Origin of the sequence: Chlorobium sp., from assembly GCF_036528655.1 — a bacterium.
In the GTDB taxonomy this organism is placed as follows: domain Bacteria; phylum Bacteroidota; class Chlorobiia; order Chlorobiales; family Chlorobiaceae; genus Chlorobium.
On the sequence record NZ_JAIGND010000019.1, the window covers coordinates 68732 to 75283 of the forward strand.

Below are 6552 nucleotides of genomic sequence, written 5' to 3' on the forward strand. Positions count from 1 at the left end.
ATTACTCTAAAACTATTTCACTTTTGCTGCTATGATCGTTACCATCAATCCGGCAACCGAAGAGGTGCTTGCCGAATATCCAGTTATGTCTTCAACCGACATCGAGTCGCTGCTCGACTCGTCCTGGCGCGCTTTTACGCCATGGCGTCAGGTATCGATGCCGGAACGCGCCCTGCTGATGCATCGCGCCGCGGCCCTGCTGCGCGAACGCAAGGAATCCTACGCCGCTCTTGCCGCCCGCGAGATGGGCAAACCTCTCAGCCAGGCGGTTGCCGAGGTCGAGAAATCCGCATTGGTCTGCGAATTCTACGCCGATCGCGCCGAAGGGTTTCTGCAGCCCGAGTATGTCGATCTGGATGGAGCCAAAGGCATGGTGGTCTTCGAACCTCTCGGGCTCGTGCTTGGCGTTATGCCGTGGAACTTTCCCTTCTGGCAGGTTTTCCGGTTCGCAGTGCCGGCCATCATGGCTGGAAACGGTGCCATCGTCAAACATGCGCCCAACGTGACCGGCTGCGCCATTGCCATAGAGGAAGTGTTCCGCGACGCAGGGTTCCCCGAAAACCTCTACCGTACCCTGCATATAGATCTTCAGGACGTCGATAGTCTTACAGGGATGGTCATCTCGCATCCTTACGTAAAAGCGGTTTCGGTTACAGGAAGCACCGCGGCAGGTCGCGCGGTCGCCGCGAAAGCCGGTTATGCGCTCAAGCGCAGCGTTATGGAGCTTGGCGGCAGCGATCCCTATCTCGTGCTTGAAGACGCCGAACTTGAAAAAGCAGTGACGGTATGCGTGGCATCGCGACTCCTCAACAACGGACAGAGCTGCATCGCCGCCAAGCGCTTTATCGTTCACCGCTCGCTGAAAAGCCGTTTCGAGGAACTGCTCCTGCAGAGGATGCTTGCTGCCAGGACCGGCGATCCCTTCGATCCGGCTACCGAGCTCGGTCCCATAGCCCGCGCCGATCTTCGCGACGGAGTCCATCATCAGGTAGAGGAAAGCGTGCGCGCCGGAGCGAAGCTTCTTTGCGGCGGCGTTATGCCCGAAGGCAAGGGATACTTTTATCCCCCCACTATTCTTACCGATGTTAAAAAAGGAATGGCAGCATACGGCGAGGAGATTTTCGGGCCTGTCGCCACGGTCATCGAAGCCGCTGACGACGACGAAGCGGTAGCCATAGCCAACGACAGCGAGTTCGGCCTCGGCTCAGCGGTATTCTCCGCCGATCCTGTGCGCGCCGCAGCGGTGGCCTCACAGCTCGAAGCCGGCAACTGCTTCGTGAACTCCATGGTCAAATCCGACCCCCGTCTGCCCTTTGGCGGCGTGAAGCTCTCTGGCTACGGGCGCGAACTCTCAAGTTACGGTATAAAAGAGTTCACAAACGTGAAGAGCCTCTGTTTCAGTTAGTTGTAATACAGCAGGGCGGACATTCCGGTCCGCCTGAAGCACAATAAATCTATCACCAACAGGACGGTTATGGACATCATCAACGATTTTCTCGGCGCTGTGACTAAAACGGTTTCCGGACTATGGCCTGCGCCTGAAGAAACACCCCGACCGGTCGACGGAAAGCTGCGGCCATGCCCCGGTACTCCGAACTGCGTCTGCAGCGAAGAGGGAAGCGGCGGCGACCGCATAGAGCCGCTGACGTACCGTGACGATCCTGCGGCAGCATGGCAACGTTTGCTGCAGATTATTTCGGCAATGGGCGGAAAAATCGAACGAACCGAAGGCGATTATCTCTGGTCGACCTTTATGGTGCCGGTTTTCGGCTTCGTCGATGACGTAGAGTTCCGCCTCGACCGAAAAGCCGGATGCATACACATGCGTTCGGCATCGAGGCTTGGATTTTCCGATCTCGGCGTGAATCGGTCACGTACGGATGATATTCGCAGAAAGTTTAACGTTTAAGCGAATCTCTGCAACGTGACATGAGCATAAAGGAGGGCGGACATTCCTGTCCGCCATTACATTCAGCTCAAACCCTATGAGATGTAACGGGTTCAGGATGAAAGTGCAAGCAGTCCCGAACGCCCTGATTGTCTGGAAATTTTGAAAACCGGTTAGTAACTATATCTTGTCACGGAATAAAGGGCATCTCGAAAAAGTGTCGTGAGCACCCTGAGTGCAAGGCGGACGGAGCGGAGAAACCGGAGTGTACACCGCAGTACATGAGGATTTCGAGCACCGACCAACGAAGCAATCGGGATGCTGAACAACTTTTTCGAGGTGCCCTGATGAACTCGGGCAAAGCGAGTATTGCCGAGCCCATGACAATGTTACTATCTGATATGATGATTCTACCTGAAATCGGAATAGCGGTACAGGCCGCTCTTGATGCCGGCCAGAGCATTCTGAAGAGCTATGGTCAGGATATCCAGCCGGAATACAAGTCCGACAATACGCCACTGACCATTGCCGACCGGAGCAGTCACGAACTCATTCTCCGGAAACTTGAAGAAACCGGCCTGCCGATTCTGAGTGAAGAGGGCATACCGGTACCCTACGCAGAGCGAAAAGCCTGGCCGGCGTTCTGGATGGTCGATCCGCTTGACGGAACAAGGGAATTTCTTGCCCGGAACGGCGAGTTTACGGTCAACATAGCGCTTATCAGTGCCGGGCAGCCGGTGCTCGGCGTTATCTATGCTCCTGCAAAAGGACAGCTGTATTTTGCATCGACGAAAGCCGGCGCCTTTTACGTCGATGCGCCGAATGACACGATCCACTCGACTGAACAGCTTATGGAAAGTGCCCGGCGGATGCCTTTTCCAGGAACTCATGACAGCTTCAGAATTGTTGCAAGCCGCTCCCATATGGATGAAAAGACCCTCTCCTACCTTGAACGCCTGCGCGAGAACAATCCGGATCTCGATGTGCTTCGCTGCGGCAGTTCACTGAAATTCTGCATGGTGGCATCCGGAGAAGTCAACAGCTATCCCCGATTTTCGCCAACCATGGAGTGGGATACCGCAGCAGGGCATGCCATACTCAATGCGGCCGGCAGAACCCTGATCGATATCGTAAACGGCAGGGAACTGGTCTATAACAAGGAAGACCTGCATAATCCGGGCTTTATTGCCCAGTAGGAGAGAAAAGTGGAGCCGGGCAATCCTCGACGCTGCCGGCATAACTGCGGCGTTTCTTCAGAGAGCGCCGCTAATGACTTCTGGCACCTGAGTGTCCGTCTGAGCAACAGATACGAATGACCGGGCATCCGAATGCCACGAATCTCCTCTTTATGAATATGCACACCTCGGCGAGGGGTACAGCAACCCGACGCAGAAAAAGGCATTTGACGCCCGGTGCCTGACTCAGGCAGTCCGAAGGGTTCCTTCGGCCGATCCCTCGGGACTTCCGTTGGGGGCGACATCCTCCGCCAGATCATTCAAGACCTGCCGGAATGCATGGAGAAACATGCGGCAGTCTAACCCTCATCCATCATCGATCAATAACAACTGAAACTCATAACGAGCCATACCTGTTATTTATTTCCGCAGCAGGCATGAGGCATTTTGCCCGAATTATTATCGGCGGATTATGGCGAACCGGACACTTACAGAGGAGATTCCCTGATTCTTCAACCTTTATCCTGCGAAAACCATGAGGTCTTTTTACAGGAAATTATCGGTTATCGTAACGGCGGTGTTTCTGATTTCACCACTGTTCATTGTGGCTTCCTGCACTTCCGGCGGGATAAAAAATCAGAACGATCAGTCAGGAGCGAACGCGGAATCGGCTGAAAAGGATAAACCTGCTGCTGAGCAGAAGGGCGCCCCCCTTGCAGGCACACAATGGAGGCTCGTTGAATTTCAGTCGATGGACGACGCTCAGGGCACCCAGCGTCCGGACAATCCCTTGCTGTATATCATGAGTCTTAAAACCGATGGCACCGTTCACATGCAACTCAACTGCAATAAGGCCACCGGATCATGGAAAATAGAGCCCTCAGCCGATCCTTCAAGCGGAAAATTGGATTTCGGGCCTCTTGCAACCACAAAAGCGCTTTGCCCTCCTCCAAGCATGGACGAACTGGTTGCCTCTCAGGCTCAATGGGTACGGGGTTACCTACTCAAGGACGGAAAGCTCTATTTAAGCCTCATGGCAGATGGAGGGGTTTTTGCCTGGGAGCCTCATGCAGAAACGCCTTACATCGATAAGTCAGATGCAGCTATCGAGCAAGCCATATTGAACGCCAATCCCGATTACAAAAAAGATATTGTACTCGATCAGAAAGCCAGGTATGTTACAGCCTTGTGGATCTGAACGGAGACGGAAAAGATGAAGCAATCATCTATATGATGGGATCGTTTTTCTGCGGAACCGGTGGCTGCAATATGATTGTGCTGACTAAAGCAGAAAAAGGTTACCGTCTTGTCAAAAACTTCACGTTAGCCCGAACACCGGTAGTTATATCGCCTGAAAGCAATAAAGGCTGGCGCGATATCTGGAAAATGGAATCGGGAGGCGGTGCAAAGGCAACCTATGTCCGGTATGTTTTCGACGGAACAACATATATCGAGAAGGAACGCAAGGGAACGGAACGCATACCTGAAGGCATTATCTGTCTGGCCGGTCAGTTCGACTACAGTAAAGGGGTCACGCTGGAACCGAAAAAATGAACCCGAATCACTCAAGACGATGCTCGTCTCGGATTCTGTCCCGGAATAATGCACAACGAGCATCGTCATTATATCTATCCGTTTACAAGATGTCATTGCAGTGCATCGAGTTTCCTGTTTTTCGTCAGGTTTCTTAGAGAAGATTTCTCGGTTACATACGGGAGCAATCCGGTGAAAACGCTGAAATCCGGACATGATCGGGCTCCATTTCCTTGACCGGTCCAGAAGGTCAAGGCATGCAAAAACCCTCACTCGGCTGAAATAAGAAGCAGCAAACTCCCCAAAATCAGATGATCGAGATGAACTGATATTTATGCTGCAAAACAACGTCCCCAAATAGAGGTAAAGCAGGTCAGACCTTCAGGCTCAATGTCCCGATGCTTTCCGCAGCCGTAGACCATACCGGAAATTTGGCACTGAGCCGGAATTTTGCAATCTTCAAGTTGAACTTGAAAATTGCAAACATGATTTCACGACATCTTGCTTCCACTCTGAAGTCACGCGCTGCCCGGTATCCTGTCGTTACCGTGACCGGTCCGAGACAGTCGGGCAAGACAACCCTGTGCAGAGAATGTTTTCCTGAAAAACCTTACAGCAACCTGGAACGTCCTGACACAAGAGAGTTCGCCCTGTCGGATCCCGCCGGATATCTGTCGCAGTTTCCTCAAGGTGCGGTGCTCGATGAAATCCAGAGGGTTCCGGAACTGCTTTCGTGGATTCAGGTTCGTGTCGATGAACAAAAGATGGCAGGCGAATTCATCCTTACCGGCAGCCATCAGTTCGAACTGAATCGTCGTATCAGCCAGTCGCTTGCCGGACGGACGGCCCTCCTCAATCTCCTGCCGCTATCAATTGCCGAACTGCATGCATACGGAGCGCCTTCGGGTATCAACCGCCTGCTCCATGCGGGAGGCTACCCTCGTATTCATGCCGATGATCTCGATCCGGCAGTGGCTCTCGGCGACTATTTTGCAACCTACGTCGAGCGGGACCTGCGGGAACTCATTCACCTCCGGCACATCCGGGAGTTCGAGCTGTTCGTTCGTCTGGCAGCAGGCAGAACCGGTCAACTGCTTAACCTGCAGAACCTTGCCGGAGACGCAGGTGTTTCAAGCCAGACTGCAAGGTCATGGATTTCCTTGCTGGAAGCATCGTTCATCGTTTTCCTGCTCCCTCCATGGTTCGCCAATATCGGCAAACGATTAACCAGGTCGCCGAAACTCTATTTCTGCGATGTCGGACTTGCTTCATGGTTGCTGGGAATTCGCGAGGAGTCGCATCTCGATGTTCATCCGCTGAAAGGACAGCTCTTCGAAAACCTCGTGGTGCTTGAAATTATGAAGCAGTACCTCAATCAGGGCAAACATCCCCAACTCCATTTTTATCGCGACAGTACCGGTCTGGAAGCCGATCTGCTGTTCGAGGAGGGCGACGGGATTGTGTTGACGGAGATCAAATCCGGCCGGACAGTATCCGGAGAGGTATTCGCATCGCTGCATAAAACCCGTAAAATTCTCGGAGAACGGGTAAAAAAGATGAACCTTGTCTATGGCGGCACGGAACACCAGCAACGCAGCGATATCGAGGTGACGGGGTACCTTGAGGCATCGGATATCGTGAAGCGGTAGTCACGCGATTGCTGTATGGTGCATCACCGGAAGCACACCCGCTTCAAGGTCACATGGCATGGCAGTCGGCGGCAAACCCACGTTACTTAAAAACGTTACATTGAATTCCATTCCGGGTGCAGTGTTAGCTCTTGGTTGCATGTTTATTGTTTTGAGTATAATTACTCAATATGATGAGCAAAAATTATGATCATCGAGCGCACACAAAAAAAAGTGCTGACACACAGGATCGAATCAGAACCTCGTCAATTTATCCAGGTGCTCTACGGCCCTCGTCAAGTCGGTAAAACCACGCTGGCATTGCAGT

6 protein-coding genes are annotated in these 6552 nt (G+C 52.9%); all 6 read left to right on the top strand.

All coding sequences use genetic code 11. The annotated features are described in order from the left end of the window. Positions 1 to 31 precede the first annotated feature (31 nt). The 6 genes from K4305_RS05830 (at position 32) to K4305_RS05855 (ending at position 6245) form a co-directional block, all read left to right on the top strand. Positions 32 to 1405, top strand: coding sequence for an NAD-dependent succinate-semialdehyde dehydrogenase (locus K4305_RS05830; RefSeq protein WP_331561453.1), 1374 nt, complete (start codon positions 32 to 34; stop codon positions 1403 to 1405). A gap of 69 nt (positions 1406 to 1474) precedes the next feature. Then, entirely contained in the window at positions 1475 to 1909 is a 435-nt protein-coding gene (locus K4305_RS05835; RefSeq protein WP_331561454.1) for a DUF1499 domain-containing protein, read from the top strand. Positions 1910 to 2289: 380 nt separating this feature from the next. Further along, positions 2290 to 3084 (top strand): 3'(2'),5'-bisphosphate nucleotidase CysQ, encoded by a 795-nt coding sequence (gene cysQ / locus K4305_RS05840; protein ID WP_331561455.1) that lies wholly within the window; start codon positions 2290 to 2292, stop codon positions 3082 to 3084. A gap of 514 nt (positions 3085 to 3598) precedes the next feature. Continuing rightward, positions 3599 to 4261 (top strand): META domain-containing protein, encoded by a 663-nt coding sequence (locus K4305_RS05845; RefSeq protein ID WP_331561456.1) that lies wholly within the window; start codon positions 3599 to 3601, stop codon positions 4259 to 4261. A 71-nt stretch (positions 4262 to 4332) separates the two neighbouring features. Further along, on the top strand, positions 4333 to 4617 hold the full coding sequence (locus K4305_RS05850) for a hypothetical protein (protein WP_331561457.1): 285 nt from the start codon (positions 4333 to 4335) through the stop codon (positions 4615 to 4617). A 464-nt stretch (positions 4618 to 5081) separates the two neighbouring features. Further along, positions 5082 to 6245: an ATP-binding protein gene (locus tag K4305_RS05855; protein ID WP_331561458.1), complete on the top strand. Its 1164-nt coding sequence runs from the start codon at positions 5082 to 5084 to the stop codon at positions 6243 to 6245. The last annotated feature ends 307 nt before the right edge of the window (positions 6246 to 6552 follow it).

Bases quoted from the DNA above. Each gene is read 5' to 3' on its own strand.
- K4305_RS05855 (WP_331561458.1), top strand. From the start codon at position 5,082: ATGATTTCACGACATCTTGCTTCCACTCTGAAGTCACGCGCTGCCCGG.
- K4305_RS05845 (WP_331561456.1), top strand. From the start codon at position 3,599: ATGAGGTCTTTTTACAGGAAATTATCGGTTATCGTAACGGCGGTGTTT.
- K4305_RS05850 (WP_331561457.1), top strand. From the start codon at position 4,333: ATGATTGTGCTGACTAAAGCAGAAAAAGGTTACCGTCTTGTCAAAAAC.
- K4305_RS05830 (WP_331561453.1), top strand. From the start codon at position 32: ATGATCGTTACCATCAATCCGGCAACCGAAGAGGTGCTTGCCGAATAT.
- cysQ (WP_331561455.1), top strand. From the start codon at position 2,290: ATGATGATTCTACCTGAAATCGGAATAGCGGTACAGGCCGCTCTTGAT.
- K4305_RS05835 (WP_331561454.1), top strand. From the start codon at position 1,475: ATGGACATCATCAACGATTTTCTCGGCGCTGTGACTAAAACGGTTTCC.